The following is a 19,055-nucleotide window of genomic DNA, read 5'->3' as shown; positions in this document are numbered from 1 at the left end:
TTTCCATGAAAACGTTATGCACATTAATGATGGGCGCGGGCCTGCTGTTGTCCGGATTTGCCCAGGCCGCCGATGCGCCGGCCGAACGACCGCTGCTGCGCATCGGCGCGCGGGTCTTCACCGAGCAGACCATCCTTGCCGAGCTGACCGCGCAATACCTGCGCGACAAGGGCTATCAGGTCCAGATCACCGGCGGGCTGGGCAGCAACCTGGCGCGCAGTGCCCAGGAGTCCGGCCAGCTGGACATGCTCTGGGAGTACACCGGCGTATCGCTGGTGGCCTACAACCATGTCGACGAAAAGCTCGACAGCGAACAGACCTACCAGCGGGTCAAGGCGCTCGATGCGAAGAAAGGCCTGGTCTGGCTGTCGCCGTCGAAGTTCAACAACACCTATGCGCTGGCGCTGCCAGACAAGGTCGCCAAGGCGTATCCGCAGATCAACAGCGTGTCGGACCTGACCCGGGTCATGAAGGATGAGGCGAAAGAGCAACACATCGTTGCCCTCGACACCGAGTTCGCCAACCGCTCCGACGGCCTGGTGGGCATGGTCAAACACTACGGCATGAATCTGTCCCGCGAGAACACCCGGCAGATGGACGCCGGGCTGGTCTACACCGCGCTGCGCAACGGCCAGGTGTTCGCCGGGCTGGTCTACACCACCGACGGTCGCCTCGATGCCTTCAAGCTCAAGGTGCTGGCCGACGACAAGCACTACTTCCCGGATTACACCGCCGCGCCGGTGATCCGCCAGGAGTACCTGGACAAGCACCCGCAACTGGCCGAGCAGCTCAAACCGCTGGCCGCGCTGCTGGATAACCAGACCATGATCTCGCTGAACGCACGCATCGACGTCGATCACGAAAGCCCGTCGGTGGTCGCGGCAGATTTTCTGCGCAGCCATCCGATCAATCCGTCTGCTGACAGCGTGCCGATCAGGCAGACGCCAGTGGAGCAGCAGGAGAAGAAACCATGAGCTTCCTCAGTGCGTTCTCCCATCTGGACTGGAATCAGGTATTTCACCTGACCCTGCAACACATCGCCCTGGTCGGCATCGCGGTGTCGCTGGCAATTCTGATCGGCGTGCCGCTGGGCGTGTTCATGACCCGCTTTCCGAGCCTGGCCGGGCCGCTGCAGGCCAGCGCCACGGTGTTGCTGACCATCCCGTCGATTGCCCTGTTCGGCCTGCTGCTGCCGTTCTATTCGAAGTTCGGTCAGGGCCTCGGCCCGCTGCCGGCGATCACCGCTGTGTTCCTTTATTCACTGTTGCCGATCATGCGCAACACCTACCTGGCGCTGACCGGCGTCGAACCGGGTATCCGTGAGGCCGCCCGTGGCATCGGCATGACCTTCGGCCAGCGCCTGCGCATGGTCGAACTGCCGATTGCCGTGCCGGTGATCCTCGCCGGTGTGCGTACCGCCGTGGTCATGAACATCGGCGTCATGACCATCGCCGCCACCATCGGTGCCGGTGGCCTCGGCGTACTCATTCTTGCCTCCATCAGCCGCAGCGACATGTCGATGCTGATCGTCGGCGCCGTGCTGGTCAGCATCCTGGCCATCTTCGCCGACCTGCTTCTGCAATGGCTGCAACGCTCGCTGACTCCAAAAGGACTCCTGAAATGATCGAACTTCAAAACCTCACCAAGACTTTTCAAAGCAACGGCAAGGAAGTGAAGGCCGTCGATTCTGTCAGCCTGACCGTCAACGAAGGCGAGATCTGTGTGTTCCTCGGCCCGTCGGGTTGCGGCAAGAGCACCACGCTGAAAATGATCAACCGCCTGATCATGCCCACCTCCGGCAAGGTGCTGATCAACGGCGAAGACACCACGCAACTGGACGAAGTGACCCTGCGTCGCAACATTGGCTACGTGATTCAGCAGATCGGCCTGTTCCCCAACATGACCATCGAAGAAAACATCGTCGTGGTGCCCAAACTGCTGGGCTGGGACAAACAGAAATGCCACGACCGCGCCCGCGAGTTGATGAGCATGATCAAGCTGGAGCCCAAGCAGTACCTGCATCGCTACCCGCGTGAACTGTCCGGCGGGCAGCAACAGCGCATCGGCGTGATCCGCGCGCTGGCGGCCGAAGCGCCGCTGCTGCTGATGGACGAGCCGTTTGGCGCGGTCGACCCGATCAACCGCGAGATGATCCAGAACGAGTTCTTCGAGATGCAACGGGCGCTGAACAAGACCGTGATCATGGTCAGCCACGACATCGACGAAGCGATCAAACTGGGCGACAAGATCGCCATCTTCCGCGCTGGCAAACTGCTGCAGATCGACCACCCGGACACGCTGCTGGCGCATCCGGCGGACGACTTCGTCAGCAACTTCGTCGGCCAGGACAGCACGCTGAAACGCCTGCTGCTGGTCAAGGCCGAAGACGCCGCCGACAACGCGCCCTCGGTCAGCCCGGAAACCCCGGTGGCCGACGCGCTGGAAGTGATGGACGAAAACGACCGCCGCTACGTGGTCGTGACCGACGCCGCCAACAAGGCCAAAGGCTACGTGCGCCGTCGCGATCTGCACCGCCAGAGCGGCACCTGCGAGCAATACCTGCGCCCGTTCAACGCCACCGCCGCCTACGACGAACACCTGCGCATCCTGCTGTCGCGGATGTACGAATTCAACCGCGCCTGGTTGCCGGTGCTGGATGCCGAGAATGTCTTCCTCGGTGAAGTGACCCAGGAATCGATTGCGGCCTATCTGAGCTCCGGGCAATCGCGAGGCAAGAAGACCAGCATCGTTTCGCCGGCGGAAGTGGCAACGAGTTAAAGCAGATATCGCAGGCGCGCGCTTCTGCCAAAGGCGTAGGAGCGCGCTTGCCCGCGATCTGGCGCATAGCGGCAGCAAGACAGAGTATCTCGGTCGTACCAGACAAACCGCGCATGCCGATTTTACGACGACTTCGGTCGGACGCGACCCCGGCGCGATCGCGGGCAAGCGCGCTCCTACAAAGGTGTGGCGTACGTCGGATGCCTTTGATTCTGCCGAAGGCGTATGCGTGTGTTTTTGCTTTTAAACGCGCGATGGCCCAGACGCCACAAATCGCGACTTGGGTGCTGGCCGAAACGCAGGCGTCGTGGAGTGGGCCGAGCGGCATGGATGCCGCGAGAGGTGCGTGGGCCATGGATGGCCCGTTCGCGCCGAGCCCACGGAGCGACGCCGGAGTGCAGGGAACCCGACGAAGGAGGGCCAAGCCAGGAGCAGGGGCGCTTTGGTTACTTTCGCGCTCTTCGAAAGTGACCCGCCGGAGGCAAATCGAAAGGACAACCACGTTGTATCAGACAAACCGCGCATACCGGTTTTACGACGACTTCGTCGCCGGTCGCGGGCAAGCGCGCTCCTACAAAGGTGTGGCGTACGTCGGATGCCTTTGATTCTGCCGAAGGCGTATGCGTGTGTTTTTGCTTTTAAACGCGCGATGGCCCAGACGCCACAAATCGCGACTTGGGTGCTGGCCGAAACGCAGGCGTCGTGGCGTGGGCCGAGCGGCATGGATGCCGTGAGAGGCGCGTGGGCCATGGATGGCCCGTTCGCGCCGGGCCCACGGAGCGACGCCGGAGTGCAGGGAACCCGACGAAGGAGGGCCGAGCCAGGAGCAAAAGCGCTTTGGTTACTTTCGCCTGGGCCGGCATTCCGGATTTTCGAAAGTGACCCGCCGGAGGCAAATCGAAAGGACAACCACGCTGCATCAGACAGACCGCGTACACCGTTTTTACGACGACTTCGTCGCCGATCGCGAGCAAGCTCACTCCTACAGGGGGTTGTGATGACCCGCCGGAGGCAAATCGAAAGGACAACCAAGCTGCATCAGGCAAACCGCGCATACCGGTTTTACGACGACTTCGTCGCCGGTCGCGGGACAAGCCGCGCTCCTACAGGTGCGGTGAGCGTTCTATAGCAGTGAGTCATGCCGTTGGTGGAATCGACGCATTGGGGAACATCGTCCTGTCACATCGGTCGGTTACTACAGGGTGCATGAAGACCCGTGAACGCCCGTCTGGCAAAAACGGGCAGAAAAGCGACATTTTTTGTTGATCTCCAGCCCCTCAGGTCCTAAAGTTCGCGCCGAACGTCCATGCTGGAAACGATCCATCCGGCTCAAGTACTGACGACGAGACAGCAAGGCCAACCGGGGAGGCACCTACCGGATGGCCTTTTTGCTTTCGGCGACATGCCTTGGGAAGTAGGCGAACCAAAGTGGGGATACGGAGGGCGTTCATTTTCAGCCACTTACATTCATCGTTTGCCACCAGGAGTCACGTCGCATGTCGATTCAGGTCGAAGACTATTTCGAGAAAAACACCTTCGCAAAAATGAAGGCGTTCGCCGACAAGCAGGAAACCCCGTTCGTGCTCATCGATACCGCGATGATCGCCCAGGCCTACGACGACCTGCGCGCGGGTTTCGAATTCGCCAAGGTCTACTACGCAGTCAAGGCCAACCCGGCAGTCGAGATCATCGATCTGCTCAAGGAAAAGGGTTCGAGCTTCGACATCGCTTCGATCTATGAGCTGGACAAGGTGCTGAGCCGTGGCGTTGGCCCGGACCGCATCAGCTACGGCAACACCATCAAGAAGTCCAAGGACATCCGCTACTTCTACGACAAGGGCGTGCGCCTGTACGCCACCGACTCGGAAGCCGACCTGCGCAACATCGCCAAGGCCGCACCGGGTTCGAAAGTCTATGTGCGTATCCTGACCGAAGGCTCCACCACCGCCGACTGGCCACTGTCGCGCAAGTTCGGCTGCCAGACCGACATGGCCATGGACCTGCTGATCCTGGCCCGTGATCTGGGCCTGGTGCCATACGGCATCTCCTTCCACGTCGGTTCGCAGCAGCGCGACATCTCCGTGTGGGACGCGGCCATCGCCAAGGTCAAGGTAATCTTCGAGCGTCTGAAAGAAGAAGACGGTATCGAACTCAAGCTGATCAACATGGGTGGCGGCTTCCCGGCCAACTACATCACCCGTACCAACAGCCTGGAAACCTACGCCGAAGAGATCATTCGCTTCCTGAAGGAAGACTTCGGTGACGACCTGCCGGAAATCATTCTGGAGCCGGGCCGTTCGCTGATCGCCAACGCCGGCATTCTGGTCAGCGAAGTGGTGCTGGTTGCGCGTAAATCCCGCACCGCCGTCGAGCGTTGGGTCTACACCGACGTGGGCAAGTTCTCCGGCCTGATCGAAACCATGGACGAAGCCATCAAGTTCCCGATCTGGACCGAGAAAAAAGGCGAAGTGGAAGAAGTGGTCATCGCCGGCCCGACCTGCGACAGCGCCGACATCATGTACGAGAACTACAAGTACGGCCTGCCATTGAACTTGGCGATCGGTGACCGGTTGTACTGGTTGTCGACAGGTGCCTATACAACCAGCTACAGCGCCGTTGAATTCAATGGCTTCCCGCCGCTGAAGTCTTTCTACGTTTAAGACGCCCAGCTGGATAAAAAACCCGTGAGCGATCACGGGTTTTTTTATGCCTGCGTATTTTATTCTGCTCCCCTGAAGTGCCCGGCATTGGTCGACACTTTCCCGATATTACTATTGCATCGGCAATATTGAGCCAATACGCAGTTATAAAACATTGTACCCACGTACCTGTTTCCTACGTGGCGGGTCGTATGTGTCTATATAGGTCGTCATTGAAACGTCTGATAACGTCGACTCATCACTCAAACAAAAGAAACGCGTTGGCTGAGTGGTCACAAGTGTCTATCGATAATAAGGAAATTATGTATGTCTCAAACAGATGCAGTTGATAAAGATTCTCCTACGCCTGAGCAGATCAATACGGCGACCCTGAATTTCATGAACGCGGTCAGTAAGGGGGATCCTCAGTTCGAGCGCGACCCTGGCCTGGTATTGACCAACGAGGATATTCGCAAGATACGTAGATATGTTGAAAATGGGCTGAAACTTCCGTTGGAACTCGTCGATGTGAAAGCCTCGATGGGTAATTACAAAGGCGATATTAAAGGGCTGGAGCCGGAGAGCATTCAGGACCTGTATATAGCAATTAATAAGCATGCTAAAAGCTGGTTGCCAGTTCAATCGGAGATAAAGCAGGTCGGCCAGGACCTGAACGCTTTTTCTCTAGGCATTGCCGTTACGGCAGAGGTCCTGGTGCAGGGCCTGGAGTCGTTGGAGTCTTATCGGCAGTTGAAGCTAGAAGACCTGACGCCCGAACAGATCGAGAAAGTGGCTTCCGAAAAAATAATGCCAGGTGACCGCAAGACCATCGATTCACTGATCGCCTTGTTCGACGAAATGCGCCGCCACATCGCCACCCATGGTGTAAGCACCACTAACGCCAAGGAAGGAATCTCCAAATTCAAGAAGGACCTCGAGGAAAACCTCAATCGCGAGGTAACGCTCAAGGCCAACCTGGCTAACACCGCCGACACCAGGGAAACTGTAGCTGGCTTGAAAACAGATATAGCCGAGCTTCAGAAGCGTATCGACCAGAAGTCTGACGAGTACTCGACTTTTTGCCGCAATGCATGGATTGGCGTCTGGTGGGGGCCGCTCGGCGCAGCCATTAGCGGTTCGATTTATGGACCCAAAGCGACCCGGGTATTACGGGAAAAGAATGCGCTTCTTGAACAGAAGCGCCCGCTCGACGATAAGCTTGCCGCGTTGAACAAGTTTTTGGCTGACTTGAGTAAGACGAAATCGACTCTGGATGAAATCGTGACTCTAGTCGACGGAGCCATCGCCGGTATTTCAACTCTGGAAAGCCTGTGGGATTCACTGATCACATTGGTCGAGTCTTCACGTAAGGAATTGAACGATATTGATAATGCGATGCTCCTGATCATTCTGGTGTCTCGTTTCAAAACCGTTGTTTCATACTGGAGCGAGATCAAGACGAAGTCTCATAAATTGGTGACGGCTTTCGATGTCGCGCTTAAAAACTCTTAAACCTGCTTTTGACTGGATGGATGATAATCATGACCGTAGATCAACTGGATGCGCCACTGCAACTGCCTGTGCTCGACATAGAACTTCTTCGCAAAAGCGCGGATACGCTTTCGCAAGGGGCTGCAGGGCTGGGCGATATTTATATGCCTGTGCTACAGGATACGCTCAAGGCACTGACGAGAGAGTTGAGCGTCAGCGACGAAAAATTACTCAAGGTACTGACGTCACTGCCGGTTGCGCTGGACATTGAAGGCGCATCGTATGTACTCAAAAATTTGATAAGCCTTAAAAACGAGCCTGCAAGCGATGTGGCCGAGGTCATCGAGCAACTGACGAAGGAGCTCATCAACAAGAACAAATCCAGCATTGCTACAGTGACCAGCGAGCGGGAATTGCTGGACGACGCCCTCACCAATTTGAATGTCATCAGTCTCAAGGCTGCCGATAGACTTATTTCAGAGCAGGAAAAGGAACTCGCACCGCTCAAGGCGAGCTGGGAAAAGGACGCGGCACCGCTGATTGAGCTGGAGAAGCAAGAAACGGTGCTCAATGGCTTGATCGACGAGCTTGAGGAAGGTTCGATTCTCGATAAATTGAAACCGCTGGTAGAGAGTCTGAAACAGCTCATTAAGGTCGATCCGAAAAGCCCATTGATCGGTGTCATCGAGGCTGGCATGGAGGGCGTAACGAACATCCTCAATATCTCCAAGGAATCCATCAACTACAGCCATCTCATCAAGTCACGGCATAAGTTGCAGGATCAGTTGGACGTACTACGCGCCGAATTTAAGGCTCTGAGAGATGAGCTTGGTAAGGTGTCGCACAAACTTGCCCAGTTGCAGGAGTTCCAGTCGCTCGGCAAGCAAAGAGAAGTCTACATGCAGGAAGCCAGCAAACTGGTCGAAGCGCTGCACCTGTTTCTGACGCAGAGCCGTATCGACAACAGTGCCGATGTCGTGGAAGAGGTAGCGCGCTTCATCGAGAACTGCGTAGCGCTGACCAAGTACCTGGACGGCCTGCGCCGTCGCTGGCAGGGAGCCAACACGCTCGTGTCGGACGGCATGACCTCAGCTGACGAGCAGGCTGTCTAGCTCAAAAGTATCCGAGTCGTCGCCAAGATCGGCCGCGCGCTGGTGATAATCCTTCGCCAGCGCGCGGATGTCGGCATGAGGTGAAGCCAGCAACTGCTTGCGGGCCACCCGCAGAAAATTCAGATTGCCGGTTTTCAGCGCGACATTCAGCCAGCGCAGCGCTTCGCCGATGTTGCCTTGATCGGCCAATACTGCGGCGTGGCTGAACTGGCCGCGAAAATCTCCGCCTTGCGCCGAGCGCTGATACCAGCGATGGGCCGACGGCAGATCGCGTTCGCAACTCACCCCTTCTTCCAGATAGCGACCGAGCATGTTCATCGACTTGGCGTGGCCCATGTCCGCCGCCTTGCGGTAGCAGGCCAGCGCGCGGGCCTGATCCTTGTCGACGCCGCGACCGGTGGCCAGCAGGTTGCCGTAGTTATAGAAACCCCAGTCCAGATCGGCTTCGGCGGCCTGCCGGTAATGTTCGGCGGCTTTGCCGGCGTCGGCCTCGCAGCCCCAGCCGTGCTCATGGCAGCGGCCGAGCATGTTGCTGGCCATGGCGTGACCCTTGCGCGCGGCGATCTGGAACCACACCAGTGCCAGCGACTGATCGCGCTCGATGCCGGTGCCGTCGAGCAGGATCTGCCCGAGCAGGGCCTGGGCTTCGACGATATTTTCCTGAGCCGCGACCAGAATCGCGCGGGCGGCGCTGGCCGGGTTGTCCTGCAGCATGGCGCGCAGCTGTTCGCCGTCGAGGACATCCTGGCGTCGCAGATTCCAGCCCATGTCAGACCTCGACCCACTGGCGCAGCAGGTTGTGATACGTGCCGGTCAGTTGCAGCAGCGACGGATGATCGGGCACGTCGCGGCCCAGTTGCTGGATGGCATTGTCCATTTCAAACAGCAATGTGCGGTGGCCGTCGTCGCGGACCAGGCTCTGGGTCCAGAAGAACGAGGCGTAACGTGCGCCACGGGTGACCGCGTTGACCTTGTGCAGGCTGGTGGCGGGGTAGAGCAGCATGTCGCCGGCCGGCAACTTGACCTGGCGGGTGCCGAAGGTGTCCTGAATCACCAGCTCGCCGCCGTCGTAGTCGTCGGGGTCGCTGAAGAACAGCGTCGACGACAGGTCGGTACGCACGCGCTCGATGTTGCCCTTGGCCTGACGTACGGCGTTATCGATGTGGAAGTCGAAGCTGCCGCCGCCGGTGTAGCAGTTGATCAGCGGCGGGAAAACCTTGTGCGGCAGCGCGGCGGACATGAACAGCGGGTTCTGCCACAGCCGTTCGAGCATGGCCGCGCCGATCTCCACCGCCAGCGGGTGGCCTTCGGGCAGTTGCAGGTTGTGTTTGGCTTTGGCCGATTGATGGCCAGCGGTGATCTTGCCGTCGGCCCATTCGGTCTGTGCCAGGGCTTCGCGGATGCGCAGCACTTCCTCGCGGGTGAAGAGGCCGGGAATGTGTAGAAGCATGGCGTGGCCACTCGGGAACGGGAAGGGGGTAGATGATAGTGATTCTTATTGTCCGGGCACAACCCCTTCCAAGTGTCCATAGACGAATGAGCGTGAAAAAACCGTAATGCGAAATTGTAAAGAATGTAAGTTCTGTGTAAATGCAAATTACTCTCACCTATATTCCGCGACCTCTACATTCCTTGGGGAAGGAACTCACCATGTCGCGCCACACCTTACAACCGTCCGTCAGTTCACCTCGGCTGCTTGCCTCGGCCATCGGCATGGCTGTCACCGCCATGTCGGCAGCGCAGATGGCCCACGCCGCCGATGACGCGGAAAAAGCCAAAGGCGGTGCAATTGCACTGGGCGCGACAAGCATCAACGGTGAGGCGCAAGAATCCACCGACTACAAGACCGAGCGAAGCGCATCGCAGAAATACACCGCGCCGCTGTCGGACACACCGCGTTCGGTCACCGTCATTCCTCAGCAGGTCCTGAAAGACACCGCTGCCACCTCGTTGCAAGACGCGCTACGTACCGTGCCGGGCATCACTTTCGGCGCCGGTGAAGGCGGCAACCCACAGGGCGACCGTCCGTTCATCCGCGGCTTCGACGCCCAGGGCGACACTTACATCGACGGCGTGCGCGACACCGGTGCCCAGTCTCGCGAAATCTTCGACATCGAATCGATCGAAGTCAGCAAAGGCCCGAACTCGGCCTTCGGCGGACGCGGCTCGGCGGGCGGCAGCATCAACCTGGTCAGCAAACTGCCGAAAGCCAACGATTTCACCGAGGGCAGCTTCACTTACGGCACCGACCAGACGCGCCGTTACACCCTCGACGTCAACCGCAAGTTCCTCGACACCGCAGCGTTCCGCCTGAACCTGATGAGCCACGAGCAGAACGTCGCCGGTCGTGACGCGATCAACTATGACCGTTGGGGCGTGGCACCGTCGGTGACCTTCGGCCTGGGCACTGAAAACCGCCTGAACCTCAGCTACTACCATGTGGAAGGCAACGATCTGCCGGATTCGGGCATTCCCTACGGCTACAGCTCGAACTCGGCAACGGCTGTCCACGTCCACGACAAGCCTACCGACGGCGGCAACAGCAACAACTTCTACGGCCTGAAGGACCGGGACTTCCGCAAGACCCGCAGCGACATCTCGACCATCAGCTTCGAGCATGATTTCAGCGACACCATGACGCTGAAAAACACCTTCCGTCACGGCAACGTCGGCCAGGACTACATCCTGACCCAGCCGGACGACAGCCAGCACAACGTCAACACCCGTGGCACCGTCTGGCGCCGTGCCAACGCCCGGGTCAGCACCACTGAAACTACCACCAACCAGACCGACCTGTTCGGCGAGTTCCAGCTGGCGGGCTTCAAGAACAACTACTCCACCGGTATCGAGCTGACCCGTGAAGTGAGCAAGGTCAGCGGTTACACCTTCGCCAACCCGGCCAACACTAACCCGACTGCGGCCTCTCCCGGCGGCGTGGGCTGTCAGGTCGGCGAGGTCTACGGTGGCACCTGTACGTCGCTGAGCAATCCGAACCCGGACGACGACTACACCGGCACCATCGCGCGTAACTACAAAGGCACCAACACCATCGGCTTCACGCGCTCGGTCTATGCCTTCGACACCATCGAGCTGAACCCGCAGTGGCAGATCAACCTGGGCACGCGCTTCGACAGCTTCGACACCAAGGCCAAGACCGACAGCCTCACTGCCGCGACCACTCGCAGCAAGAACAACAGCAACTTCTGGAACTGGCAGGCGGGCGTCGTCTACAAGCCGGTCGAGAACGGCAGCATCTACACCTCGTTCGCCACATCGGCCACCCCGCCGGGCGGCATGCTCAACGAAGGTATCGATGGCAACACGCTGATCGCTGACGGCAGCACCCTGACCAGCGACCTGGAACCGGAAACCACCAAGAACTACGAAGTGGGCACCAAGTGGGACTTCTTCAACGATCGTCTGTCGCTGACGGCCGCCGTGTTCCGTACCGAGAAAGAAAACACCCGTGTCCTGGTGAGCACCAACACCTATGAGAACGCCGGCAAATCCCGCGTCGACGGTGTCGAACTGTCTGCCAGCGGCAAGCTCACCGATCACTGGCAAGTATTCGCCGGCTACAGCTACCTGGACAGCGAACTGGTGTCCTCCGGCCTGGTCGGTCGTAACGGTGCGGTGACTGCAGGCGCAGCCTCGCAAGACGGTAACGAGATGCCAAACACGGCGAAACACAGCGCCAGCCTGTGGAACACCTACGAAATCACGCCGAAGCTGACCATCGGTGGTGGCGCGTTCTACGTCGGCCGTGTCTGGGGCGATACCGCCAACACCGTCTACGTACCGTCTTACACCCGTTACGACGCCATGGCTTCGTACAAGCTGACCAAAAACATCGACCTGCAACTGAACGTGCAGAACCTGACCGACAAGACCTACTACGACAAGGCCTACGCGGCGCACTTCGCCAACCAGGCAGCCGGTCGTACGGCCTTGCTGACCACCAGCTTCCACTTCTAAGCAGGAAGCCCGCAAAAGCCCCGCTTGCCCTTGGCTGCGGGGCTTTTGTGTGAATGGCTGTGGTGGCGATTGCGAACACCGTCCCTTGTAGGAGCTGGCTTGCCCTGCGAGCGGCTGCGAAGCAGTCGTAAATTCGGTAAACGCGGTGTGCCAGACAAACGGTGTCCGCAGGTTTTACGACGGGTTCCCCGCCGCTCGCGGGACGAGCCGCGCTCCTACAGGTGGCGAAGGTATCCCTTGTAGGAGCTGGCTTGCCCTGCGAGCGGCTGCGAAGCAGTCGTAAATCCGGTAAACGCGGTGTGCCAGACAAACGGTGTCCGCGGGTTTTACGACGGGTTCCCCGCCGGTCGCAGGGCAAACCAGCTCCTACAGAAAGGCCAGCGCCTGTAGGGGCGCGGGTTCGGTATCAAGGTTGTAACCGAACCGGAATCAGATACAGATGAGAACGCATGCCGTTTGCGCGCATAATGCGCGCGGCGGATCAATGAGGGGATTGAGGGTGTTGAAGAAAGTCCTGTTTCAACTGCACTGGTTCTTCGGAATCACGGCGGGGCTGGTGCTGGCCTTGATGGGCGTCACCGGCGCGCTGTATTCGTTCGAGGACGAGATTCTCGATGCGCTCAATCCCGATGCCCTGTTCGTGCAGCCGCGCGAGGCGCAGCTGTCGCTGGCCGAGATGGTCAGCAAGGTCGAAGCCCAGGGGCACGACACCGTGTCGATGTTCCGCATCGAAGTCGACGGCGACCGGGCGGCGCAGGTCTGGTTCAAACCGGCCCCCGGCGAGCGTCGCGGCGAAATGCACAATTTCGACCCCTACACCGGCGAGTTCAAGCCTGACGCGGTCGGTCAGGACGTCTTCGGATTCATCCTCAATCTGCATCGCTTCCTCGCCGCCGGCGAATACGGCAAGCAGGTCACGGCGGTGTGTACGCTGATCCTGCTGTTCTTCTGCCTGTCCGGCCTGTATCTGCGCTGGCCGCGTCAGGCCCTGAACTGGCGGGTCTGGCTGACCCTGGACTGGGCGAAGAAGGGACGCAGTTTCAACTGGGACCTGCACTCGGTGTTCGGCACCTGGTGCCTGATCGTCTACCTGCTGCTGGCGATCACCGGCCTGAACTGGTCTTACGACTGGTTCAACAACGGCATGAACAAACTGATCGGTGATCCGCCGGTGCCGGGCGAACAGCGCCGTGGCGGCGGTGGACCGCGCCCGGGCCCAGGGCAGAAAAATGCCGAGCCGGTGGCCGCTCAGGCCCCGGATTACGCGGCGATCTGGGACACCATCCAGAAAACCGCAGGTCCCGATCTGAAGAACTACAACCTGCGCCTGCCGCAAATGCCGGGACAGATGGCGACGGTGTTCTACGTGCTCAAGAGCGCGCCGCACCCGCGTGCGCTGAACCAGATCACCCTCGACCCGGCCAATGGCAAGCTCAAGGCGGTGTCGCGCTACGCCGACAAGGGCTACGGCGCGAAGCTGCTGGTCAGTAACTACTCGCTGCACACCGGCAGCTACTGGGGCCTGACCGGGCGCATCGTCATTACCGTGGCGGCGTTGCTGATGCCGCTGTTCTTCATCACCGGTTGGCTGCTGTACCTCGACCGCCGCCGCAAGAAGCGCGAGATCCGCAATGCCCGTGGTGAAGTCGCCGCCGTGCCGTCGGTCTATGGCAGCCAGGGGCCGGCGTGGCTGATCGGCTTTGCCAGCCAGAGCGGTTTCGCCGAGCAACTGGCCTGGCAGACTGCCGGGCAGCTGCAATCGGCCGGCTTGCCGGTGCGGGTGCAGCGTCTGGCCGACATGACCGAACAGGACCTGAACCAGAGCCGCAACGCGTTGTTCGTGGTCAGTACCTTCGGCGACGGCGAGGCGCCGGACAGCGCCCGTGGTTTCGAGCGCAAACTGCTGGGGCGTCCGCTGTCGCTGGACAATCTCAACTACGCCGTGTTGGCTCTGGGCGACCGCCAGTATCAACACTTCTGCGGCTTCGCCCAGCGTCTGCACGGCTGGCTGACCGAGCGCGGAGGCAACACGCTGTTCGCCCCGGTGGAAGTGGACAGTGGCGATCAAACGGCCCTGCAGCACTGGCAACAACAACTCAGCGACCTGACCGGCGCCGTGCCTGCCGAGCCGTGGCAGGCCCCGGACTACCAGAGCTGGACGTTGAGCCAGCGCGAGTGGCTGAACCCGCAGAGCGTCGGCTCCAAGGTGTTTCTGCTCGGCCTGAGCGCGCCGGATGCCACACGTTGGGAAGCGGGTGATCTGGTTGAGGTCTTGCCGCGCAACAGCGTCGCCGCCATCGAGCGTTTCCTCGCAGGGCTGGGCATCGCTGCGCAGACGGTCGTCGAAGTCGACGGTCTCAAGGAAAGCCTTGGTCAGGCGCTGGCCAGTCGTCAGCTGCCGGCCCAGCGCAATCACCTGGTCGGCCTGCACGCTCAGGCGCTGGTCGATGCGCTGGTGCCACTGGCGATGCGCGAATACTCCATCGCGTCGATCCCGGAAGACGGGTCGCTGCAACTGATCGTGCGTCAGGAACTGCACCCGGACGGCAGCCTGGGTCTGGGCTCCGGCTGGCTGACTGAACATGCGGCGGTGGGTGACGGCATCAGCCTGCGCGTCCGTCGCAACAGCAGCTTCCACTTGCCGGACGATGCAGTGCCGATGATCCTGATCGGCAACGGCACGGGGCTGGCGGGCCTGCGCAGCCTGCTCAAGGCACGCATCGCTCAGGGCGAACAGCGCAACTGGCTGCTCTACGGCGAGCGCAATGCCGCCCACGACTTCCACTGCGGTAGCGAACTGCAAGGCTGGCTGGCCTCCGGCGATCTGGCGCGCATGGACTTGGCGTTCTCCCGCGATCAGGCCGAAAAAATCTACGTGCAGGACCGCTTGCGTGCGGCGACCGACGAACTGCTGCGCTGGCTGGATGACGGCGCGGTGATCTACATCTGCGGCAGCCTCGAAGGCATGGCGGCAGGGGTCGACGCGGTGCTGGTCGACGTACTGGGCGAACAGGGCGTCGAACGCCTGGTGGAGCAGGGGCGCTATCGTCGGGATGTTTATTGAAATGGGTGATCGACCGTAGCAGCACGGCTTGTTGGTGGTGGCGTCCGCAAGATCGCCATCGCGAGCAAGCTCACTCCTACGAAAGGTTCGCGGCAAAGCCTCCGTAGCAGGCTGGCTTGCCGGTGGCGTCTGCGAGATTGCAACCGCCGGCAAGCGGGACTGCTACAGGGGGAGCACCCGCTTTTGATCTGGTTTTTGATCTGGTTTTTGATCTTGGGGCCCCGTCCCAGAAGGCCGAACGCAGGCGATGCGCAGTGGGCCGAGCGACAGGATGTCGCGAGAGCCGCGTGGGCCATGGATGGCCCATTCGCGGCGTGCCCACGGAGCATTGCCGGAGGGAGGGAATGCCGAGCCAAAGCGAGGCACCGTATGGCGGGGTTAGAAGCCCTTGGTTACTTGGGGCTTTTCCAAGTAACTCGCCGTCAGGCGAAACCCGGCTGCGTTAGCAGCCATAGCGATACATCAGACAAATCGAGTGCACAGGCTTTACGACGACTGCGTCGCCGGTCGCAGGGCAAGCCAGCTCCTACAAGGGGTCGCGTAACTCGCCGTTAGGCGAAACGGGGCTGCGTTAGCAGCCATAGCGATCCGTCAGACACACCGCCTGCACAGGCTTTACGACGACTTCGTCGCCGATCGCGGGCAAGCCACGCTCCTACAGGTTCGCGTAACTCGCCGCTAGGCGAAACAAGGCTGCGTTAGCAGACTCGCAATCCAAATGACACACCGCGTGCACAGGATTTACGACGACTGCGTCCCCGGTCGCAGGACAAGCCAGCTCCTACAGTTTTTTCAGGGGGCTGACAGATTTCAGAACACCGCCAAAACCTGTAGCAGTCCGGCTTGCCGTCGGTGGGGCCTGCAAGATCGCAACCGCCGGCAAGCCGGACTGCTACGGGGGATGCGCTCGCTTGGCTTTTGCTTTTCAGCTTTTGATCTTGGGGCCCCGTCCCAGAAGGCCGAACGCAGGCGATGTGGAGTGGGTCGAGCGACAGGATGTCGCGAGAGCCGCGTGGGCCATGGATGGCCCATTCGCGGCGGGCCCACGGAGCATTGCCGGAGTGAGGGAACACCGAGCATTAGCGAGGTGCCGTATGGTGGGGTAAGAAGCCCTTGGTTACTTGGGGCTTTTCCAAGTAACTCGCCGCCAGGCGAAACAGGGCTGCGTTAGCAGACTCGCAATCCAAATGACACACCGCGTGCACAGGTTTTACGACGACTGCGTCGCCGGTCGCAGGACAAGCCAGCTCCTACATAGATCGCGGTGAAACTTCTGTAGCAGTCCGGCTTGCCGGCGGTGGCGATCTTGCGGACGCCTTCGCGGGCAAGCCCGCTCCCACAGGGGGTGTGTGTTTCGCCGGCTTTTGATCTGGCTTTTGATCTTGGGGCCCCGTTCCAGAAGGCCGAACGCAGGCGATGTGGAGTGGGTCGAGCGACAGGATGTCGCGAGAGCCGCGTGGGCCATGGATGGCCCATTCGCGGCGTGCCCACGGAGCATTGCCGGAGTGAGGGCATGCCGAGCCAAGGCGAGGCACCGTATGGCGGGGATAAGAGCCCTTGGTTACTTGGGGCTTTTCCAAGTAACTCGCCGTCAGGCGAAATAAGGCTGCGTTAGCAGACTCAGCGGAGTATCAGACACGCAAAGGACACAGGATTTACGACGACTGCGTCGCCGGTCGCAGGGCAAGCCAGCTCCTACAAAGGTCCGCGTAACTCGCCGCCAGGCGAAACAGGCTGCGTTAGCAGACTCAGCGGAGTGTCAGACACGCAAAGGACACAGGTTTTACGACGACTTCGTCGCCGGTCGCAGGACAAGCCAGCTCCTACAAAGGTCCGCGTAACTCGCCGCCAAGCGAAACAGGCTGCGTTAGCAGACTCGGCGGAGTGTCAGACAAGCCAAGGACACAGGACTTACGACGACTTCGGTCGGACGCGACCCCGGCGCGCTCGCAGGACAAGCCAGCTCCTACAGAAAACCGCGCAACGCTCATCATGAAAAAAGGCCGTCACGCTCACACGCGACGGCCTTTCTTCATGCAGCGATCAGCGAATCACGCCACAAACTGCTCCGCATAGTGGCAAGCCACCTGACGGTTATCCACAGCCCGGAGTTCCGGAATCTCACTGCTGCAACGCTCCGTCGCATACGGGCAACGCTTGTGGAACGCACAGCCGCTCGGCGGGTTCAACGGGTTCGGCAACTCACCGACGATCTTGATCTTCGGCTTCAGCGGGTCCGGATGAATCGCTGGCGTCGCCGACAGCAGCGCCTGGGTGTACGGGTGCAGCGGACGGCTGTAGATCTCTTCCTTCGGCCCCATCTCCGCCGGACGACCCAGATACATCACCAACACACTGTCAGCCACATGCCGCACCACCGCCAGGTTGTGCGAAATGAACACATAACCGGTGTTGAACTCCTGCTGCATGTCCATGAACAGGTTCAAGACCTGCGCCTGGATCGACACGTCCAGCGCCGAGGTCGGTTCGTCCGCCACCAGCACTTTCGGTTGCAGCATCATGGCGCGGGCCAGGGCGATACGCTGGCGCTGGCCGCCGGAGAACATGTGCGGATAACGCTGGTAGTGCTCCGGACGCAAACCGACCTGCTTGATCATCGCCTGGACCTTTTCCCGGCGCTCGGCGGCGGACAGGTTGGTGTTGATCAGCAGCGGCTCGCCCAGTTGGTCACCGATCTTCTGCCGCGGGTTGAGCGAGGCGTACGGGCTCTGAAACACCATCTGCACGTCTTTGCGCAGTTGCTTGCGCTGGGCCTTGGTGGCGCCAGCGACTTCCTGGCCTGCGATCTTCAGCGAGCCGGACGACGGCTCTTCGATCAGGGTCAGGGCGCGGGCCAGGGTCGACTTGCCGCAGCCGGACTCGCCGACCACCGCCAGGGTCTTGCCGGCTTCCAGTTCGAACGACACGCCGTTGAGGGCGCGTACGGTCGCGGTCGGCTTGAAGAAGCCACGGGATACATCGTAGTGACGGGTAAGGTCACGGGCGGTCAGTACGATTTCGCTCATCACGCCACCTCCTGGTTAAGCGGGTAGAAGCAACGCACCAGGCCGTGGACTTGCGGGTCCAGGGTCGGGCGCTGCTGGCGGCATTTGTCTTGAACGTAAGGGCAGCGCGGCGACAGCAGGCAACCGCTCGGACGGTCGTAGCGACCGGGGACGATGCCCGGCAGGGTCGCCAGACGCTCGGCGCCCATGCTGTGCTCGGGGATCGCCGCCAGCAGCGCTTCGCTATACGGATGCGCCGGCACGTCGAACAGGCCGGGGACCTGACCGACTTCGACCGCTTGTCCTGCGTACATCACGCAGACGCGCTGGGCGGTTTCGGCAACGACCGCGAGGTCGTGGGTGATCAGCACCAGCGCCATGTCCTGATCTTTTTGCAGGGCCAGCAGCAGATCCATGATCTGCGCCTGAATGGTCACGTCCAGTGCGGTGGTCGGTTCGTCGGCGATCAGCAGTTTCGGCTCGCCGGCAATCGCCATGGCGATCGCGACGCGCTGACTCATGCCGCCGGACAGTTGGTGCGGGTAGGCGTCCAGACGCTGGGCAGCGCCGGGGATTTCCACCTTCTGCAGCAGTTCCAGCGCACGCTGATGCGCCGCCTTGCCTTTCAGACCGAGGTGCTGACGCAGCACTTCCTTGATCTGGAAGCCCACGGTGTAGCTCGGGTTCAGCGCGGTCATCGGGTCTTGGAAAACCATCGACAGGTCCTTGCCGACGATCTGCCGACGCTGACGTGCGGACAGCTTGAGCATGTCCTTGCCGTCGAAGCTCAGGGAGTCAGCGGTGACGATACCGGGATGATCGATCAGGCCCATCAGCGCCATCATGGTCACGGATTTACCCGAGCCCGACTCGCCGACGATTGCCAGTACTTCGCCTTTGTCCACGCTCAGGCTGAGGCCGTCGACCACTGGAGTGGCGTTGGCGTCGCCGAAACGTACGTTGAGGTTCTTGATTTCTAACAGTGGCATTC

At 60.5% G+C, this 19,055-nt stretch carries 12 protein-coding genes; 8 read left to right on the top strand and 4 right to left on the bottom strand.

The window, feature by feature from the left end:
• The first annotated feature begins 5 nt into the window (after positions 1 to 5).
• From ACIPL0_RS19440 to ACIPL0_RS19415, 6 genes are all read left to right on the top strand, one after another.
• Positions 6 to 974 (top strand): glycine betaine ABC transporter substrate-binding protein, encoded by a 969-nt coding sequence (locus ACIPL0_RS19440; protein ID WP_400597836.1) that lies wholly within the window; start codon positions 6 to 8, stop codon positions 972 to 974.
• Positions 971 to 1,624, top strand: a complete 654-nt coding sequence (locus ACIPL0_RS19435) for an ABC transporter permease (RefSeq protein WP_400597838.1) — start codon at positions 971 to 973, stop codon at positions 1,622 to 1,624. Before ACIPL0_RS19440 ends, ACIPL0_RS19435 begins: the two co-directional genes overlap by 4 nt.
• Positions 1,621 to 2,778: a betaine/proline/choline family ABC transporter ATP-binding protein gene (locus ACIPL0_RS19430; protein WP_400597840.1), complete on the top strand. Its 1,158-nt coding sequence runs from the start codon at positions 1,621 to 1,623 to the stop codon at positions 2,776 to 2,778. The genes ACIPL0_RS19435 and ACIPL0_RS19430 overlap by 4 nt, the downstream gene beginning before the upstream one ends.
• 1,496 nt (positions 2,779 to 4,274) lie before the next feature.
• Positions 4,275 to 5,438: a type III PLP-dependent enzyme gene (locus ACIPL0_RS19425; RefSeq protein WP_400597842.1), complete on the top strand. Its 1,164-nt coding sequence runs from the start codon at positions 4,275 to 4,277 to the stop codon at positions 5,436 to 5,438.
• A 306-nt stretch (positions 5,439 to 5,744) separates the two neighbouring features.
• Positions 5,745 to 6,929 (top strand): alpha-xenorhabdolysin family binary toxin subunit A, encoded by a 1,185-nt coding sequence (locus tag ACIPL0_RS19420; protein WP_400597844.1) that lies wholly within the window; start codon positions 5,745 to 5,747, stop codon positions 6,927 to 6,929.
• 29 nt (positions 6,930 to 6,958) lie between these two features.
• Positions 6,959 to 8,020 (top strand): alpha-xenorhabdolysin family binary toxin subunit B, encoded by a 1,062-nt coding sequence (locus ACIPL0_RS19415; RefSeq protein WP_400597846.1) that lies wholly within the window; start codon positions 6,959 to 6,961, stop codon positions 8,018 to 8,020.
• Here the strand turns inward: ACIPL0_RS19415 and ACIPL0_RS19410 are convergent.
• Both ACIPL0_RS19410 and ACIPL0_RS19405 read right to left on the bottom strand, forming a co-directional pair.
• The gene (locus ACIPL0_RS19410; protein ID WP_400597848.1) at positions 7,997 to 8,788 is read right to left on the bottom strand and encodes a tetratricopeptide repeat protein; all 792 of its coding nucleotides are present in this window, start codon (positions 8,786 to 8,788) and stop codon (positions 7,997 to 7,999) included. The two genes, ACIPL0_RS19415 and ACIPL0_RS19410, sit on opposite strands and share 24 nt — an antisense overlap.
• Position 8,789: 1 nt before the next feature.
• The gene (locus tag ACIPL0_RS19405) at positions 8,790 to 9,470 is read right to left on the bottom strand and encodes a Fe2+-dependent dioxygenase (protein WP_400597849.1); all 681 of its coding nucleotides are present in this window, start codon (positions 9,468 to 9,470) and stop codon (positions 8,790 to 8,792) included.
• Positions 9,471 to 9,670: 200 nt separating this feature from the next.
• On the opposite strand from ACIPL0_RS19405, the gene ACIPL0_RS19400 reads away from it, so the two are divergent.
• Positions 9,671 to 11,995, top strand: a complete 2,325-nt coding sequence (locus ACIPL0_RS19400) for a TonB-dependent receptor (protein ID WP_400597850.1) — start codon at positions 9,671 to 9,673, stop codon at positions 11,993 to 11,995.
• Positions 11,996 to 12,497: 502 nt separating this feature from the next.
• Positions 12,498 to 15,059: a PepSY domain-containing protein gene (locus ACIPL0_RS19395; RefSeq protein WP_400598139.1), complete on the top strand. Its 2,562-nt coding sequence runs from the start codon at positions 12,498 to 12,500 to the stop codon at positions 15,057 to 15,059.
• 2,051 nt (positions 15,060 to 17,110) lie between these two features.
• Here the strand turns inward: ACIPL0_RS19395 and ACIPL0_RS19390 are convergent.
• Positions 17,111 to 18,085 (bottom strand): peptide ABC transporter ATP-binding protein, encoded by a 975-nt coding sequence (locus ACIPL0_RS19390; protein ID WP_400597851.1) that lies wholly within the window; start codon positions 18,083 to 18,085, stop codon positions 17,111 to 17,113.
• Positions 18,085 to 19,053, bottom strand: a complete 969-nt coding sequence (locus ACIPL0_RS19385; RefSeq protein ID WP_400597852.1) for an ABC transporter ATP-binding protein — start codon at positions 19,051 to 19,053, stop codon at positions 18,085 to 18,087. The genes ACIPL0_RS19390 and ACIPL0_RS19385 overlap by 1 nt, the downstream gene beginning before the upstream one ends.
• Between the last annotated feature and the right edge of the window lie 2 nt (positions 19,054 to 19,055).

Origin of the sequence: Pseudomonas sp. NPDC090208 (assembly GCF_044746785.1) — a bacterium.
Lineage (GTDB): Bacteria > Pseudomonadota > Gammaproteobacteria > Pseudomonadales > Pseudomonadaceae > Aquipseudomonas.
Note: the sequence above shows the minus strand (reverse complement) of the source record. Positions and strands in the feature narration are given on the sequence as shown.

What these genes read in the sequence shown, in the direction of transcription:
- ACIPL0_RS19420 (WP_400597844.1), top strand. Translation starts at nt 5,745, where the DNA reads ATGTCTCAAACAGATGCAGTTGATAAAGATTCTCCTACGCCTGAGCAG.
- ACIPL0_RS19430 (WP_400597840.1), top strand. Translation starts at nt 1,621, where the DNA reads ATGATCGAACTTCAAAACCTCACCAAGACTTTTCAAAGCAACGGCAAG.
- ACIPL0_RS19385 (WP_400597852.1), bottom strand. Translation starts at nt 19,053, where the DNA reads ATGCCACTGTTAGAAATCAAGAACCTCAACGTACGTTTCGGCGACGCC.
- ACIPL0_RS19390 (WP_400597851.1), bottom strand. Translation starts at nt 18,085, where the DNA reads ATGAGCGAAATCGTACTGACCGCCCGTGACCTTACCCGTCACTACGAT.
- ACIPL0_RS19400 (WP_400597850.1), top strand. Translation starts at nt 9,671, where the DNA reads ATGTCGCGCCACACCTTACAACCGTCCGTCAGTTCACCTCGGCTGCTT.
- ACIPL0_RS19415 (WP_400597846.1), top strand. Translation starts at nt 6,959, where the DNA reads ATGACCGTAGATCAACTGGATGCGCCACTGCAACTGCCTGTGCTCGAC.
- ACIPL0_RS19425 (WP_400597842.1), top strand. Translation starts at nt 4,275, where the DNA reads ATGTCGATTCAGGTCGAAGACTATTTCGAGAAAAACACCTTCGCAAAA.
- ACIPL0_RS19405 (WP_400597849.1), bottom strand. Translation starts at nt 9,470, where the DNA reads ATGCTTCTACACATTCCCGGCCTCTTCACCCGCGAGGAAGTGCTGCGC.
- ACIPL0_RS19435 (WP_400597838.1), top strand. Translation starts at nt 971, where the DNA reads ATGAGCTTCCTCAGTGCGTTCTCCCATCTGGACTGGAATCAGGTATTT.
- ACIPL0_RS19440 (WP_400597836.1), top strand. Translation starts at nt 6, where the DNA reads ATGAAAACGTTATGCACATTAATGATGGGCGCGGGCCTGCTGTTGTCC.
- ACIPL0_RS19410 (WP_400597848.1), bottom strand. Translation starts at nt 8,788, where the DNA reads ATGGGCTGGAATCTGCGACGCCAGGATGTCCTCGACGGCGAACAGCTG.